This is a genomic window from Pinirhizobacter sp. (genome assembly GCF_035317885.1).
Lineage (GTDB): Bacteria > Pseudomonadota > Gammaproteobacteria > Xanthomonadales > Rhodanobacteraceae > Pinirhizobacter.
This window is the reverse complement of the sequence record NZ_DATHFX010000121.1, coordinates 1-2,684: the sequence shown is the minus strand read 5'-3', so window position 1 is coordinate 2,684 and position 2,684 is coordinate 1. Positions and strand designations below refer to the sequence as shown.

Sequence of the window (2,684 nt, the reverse complement as noted above, 5' to 3'; positions counted from 1 at the left end):
TTGCTCTTCAAATGGAATGACGACCACGGATCGCCTTCCCTGCAAAACGCCTTCTCTTACGATCCCACCCATGACTCATGGCGCTGGCAGATCGATAACCTTCACAACGGCAAGGTGCAGCATTTTGCTGATGTCAGGTTGGCCCGGCCTTAGCCAGGGCCTGCCGCTGGGCGTACTGCTGGGCATGCGCCTGCATGATCGCGCCCAGTAACCCCGGGAAGCGCTGCTCCACCTCCTGGCAGCGCGAGGTATTGCGCATTTCCACCCCATGTCGCTCGCTGCGGATCAGCCCCGCCTCCCGAAGCATGCGGAAATGCTGGGAAAGCGTGGACTTGGGGATTTCCTTGTCCTGCATCTGGAGGAAGTTCGAGCAGGTGCGCGCGCTGTCCGAGGCCGCAAGGCCGGCGTAGATGGCGGCGCGGACGGGGTCGGAAAGGACATGGAGGATGCCCTCCACGGTGATGTCCTCGATAGCTGGGTGGACAAGGGGCCTCATGAATTCATTTTACCACCCCCTTGAAGTCTGGTTTATTGGTTCCAATGTCTTGAACTACGGGAATTAAGAACCCGTTATTCCTCTCCCAGATAAAAAGGCATCGCACATGAGCAAGCTAGAAGGAAAGGTCGCCATCGTGACCGGCGCATCCAAGGGCATCGGTGCTGGCATCGCCAAGGCCCTGGCCGCCGCCGGCGCTTCGGTCGTGGTCAATTACGCCTCCAGCAAGGCCGGGGCCGACAAGGTGGTCAGCGACATCGTTGCCGCTGGCGGCAAGGCCGTGGCGGTCAAGGGCGACGTATCCAAGGCCGCCGAGGCCAAGGGCATCGTCGATGGCGCCATCAAGGCCTACGGCAAGCTAGACGTGCTGGTGAACAACTCGGGCGTCTACGAGTTCGGCAGCCTGGAAGAACTCACCGAAGAGCACTATCACCGCCAGTTCAACGTCAACGTCCTGGGCCTGCTGCTGGTAACCCAGGCTGCATCCGCCCACCTGGGCGAAGGCGGCAGCATCATCAACATCGGCTCGCTGGTAAGCCGCATCGTGCCGCCGGGCAGCGCTGTCTATACGGGCACCAAGGGTGCGGTGGATGCCATCACCGGCGTGCTGTCGCGTGAACTGGGCCCGCGCAATATCCGCGTCAACGCCCTTAACCCAGGCATGGTGGAGACCGAAGGCGCCCACGCGGCCGGTTTCATCGGTTCGGATTTCGAAAAGCAGGCGGTGGCCAATACCCCGCTTGGCCGCATCGGCCAGCCCAGCGATATCGCTTCGATCGCGGTGTTCCTGGCCTCGAACGATTCGTTCTGGCTTACCGGGGAACATCTCTTTGCCGGCGGTGGCGTCCGCTAAGCCTGGCTTTTCCCCCGGGGAATAAATAATCGGCATGCATGCCATCGTGCATGTCGATTTCCCGCAGGGCCGTTCGACATCATGGGTAGAACCCAGTCGAACGAGGAAACCAAACGATGGCCCTGGAGCTCTACGCCCACCCCTTCTCGTCGTACTCGCAGAAAGTGCTGATAGCGCTTTACGAGAACGGCACCCCGTTCCAGTGGCGCCTGCTTGCCCCGGAGCATCCCGACATTTACCAGACGTTCGCCGGCTTCTGGCCGATGAAGCGCTTCCCCGTGCTGGTGGAGGACGGCCGCATCGTGCCCGAAGCCACCACCATCATCGAATACCTGGGCATTCATCATCCGGGCCCCGTGCAGCTGCTGCCGCATGATCCTGTCGCGGCGCTCGAAGTGCGCTCGATGGATCGCTTCTTCGACAATTACATCTCCACCCCACAGCAGAAGATCGTCTTCGACAGCATGCGCCCGGAGGGCCAGAAAGACGTTACCGGCGTGGCTGATGCCCGGGAGATGCTGGAAACGGCCTACGCATGGCTGGATAAAACGATGGCCACGCGCGAGTGGGCGACGGGCGATACCTTCAGCCTGGCCGACTGTGGCGCCGCGCCGTTCCTGTTCTATGCCGATTGGTCGCATCGCATCGACACGAAGTTTGCCAATGTGATCGCCTACCGCAAACGGCTGCTGGCACGGCCGTCGGTTGTGCGGGCGGTGGACGAAGCCCGCCCGTATCGCCATTTCTTCCCGCTCGGTGCGCCTGACCGCGACTGAAGCCGACTATTTGGAGAACTGCCATGAATGATGCTGCATCCCTTGCTCCCGCTTTGGAGCTCGCCCAGCGCAACGGCGTGACCTTCCCCAACGAAAGCGCCGCCTACCGCGAGGCACGCACTGCACTCCTGGCCGAAGAGATCGAACTGCGCCGGCATATCGAGCGCGTCGCCGAACAACGCCGGGCCTTGCCTACGGGCGGTGAAGTGAAGGGCGATTATCGTTTCGAAGGCGAAGAAGGCCCGGTGGATTTCGCCGGTCTCTTCGGCGACAAGCAGACGCTTGTTATCTACAGCTACATGTTCGGGCCGCAGCGCGAGCGTCCCTGCCCCATGTGCACCTCGCTGCTGGGCGCCTGGAACGGCGAGGCCAACGACGTCGGCCAGCGCGTGGCGCTGGCGGTGGTGGCGCGCTCGCCGCTGGCGAAGTTGCTTGCCTTCAAGAAGGAACGAGGCTGGCGCGACCTCAAGCTCTACTCCGACCTCAACCAGGCCTTCAGCCGCGACTACCACGCCATCGGCGAGGACGGCAGCGATATGCCGGGCTTCAACGTGTTCAC

4 protein-coding genes are annotated in these 2,684 nt (G+C 62.3%); 3 read left to right on the top strand and 1 reads right to left on the bottom strand.

What is annotated here, in order from left to right; translation table 11 throughout:
• Positions 1–133: 133 nt before the first annotated feature.
• The gene (locus tag VK519_RS03730; protein ID WP_324347798.1) at positions 134–496 is read right to left on the bottom strand and encodes an ArsR/SmtB family transcription factor; all 363 of its coding nucleotides are present in this window, start codon (positions 494–496) and stop codon (positions 134–136) included.
• Between the two features lie 106 nt (positions 497–602).
• Between VK519_RS03730 and VK519_RS03725 the strand changes: the two genes are divergently transcribed.
• The 3 genes from VK519_RS03725 to VK519_RS03715 form a co-directional block, all read left to right on the top strand.
• A complete protein-coding gene (locus tag VK519_RS03725; RefSeq protein WP_324347797.1) occupies positions 603–1,349 on the top strand; it encodes a glucose 1-dehydrogenase in 747 nt (248 codons plus the stop codon).
• 116 nt (positions 1,350–1,465) lie between these two features.
• Positions 1,466–2,125 (top strand): glutathione S-transferase family protein, encoded by a 660-nt coding sequence (locus VK519_RS03720; protein WP_324347796.1) that lies wholly within the window; start codon positions 1,466–1,468, stop codon positions 2,123–2,125.
• 23 nt (positions 2,126–2,148) lie between these two features.
• Positions 2,149–2,684 (top strand): DUF899 family protein (locus VK519_RS03715; RefSeq protein WP_324347795.1); only part of this gene is annotated, 536 nt, incomplete at its 3' end.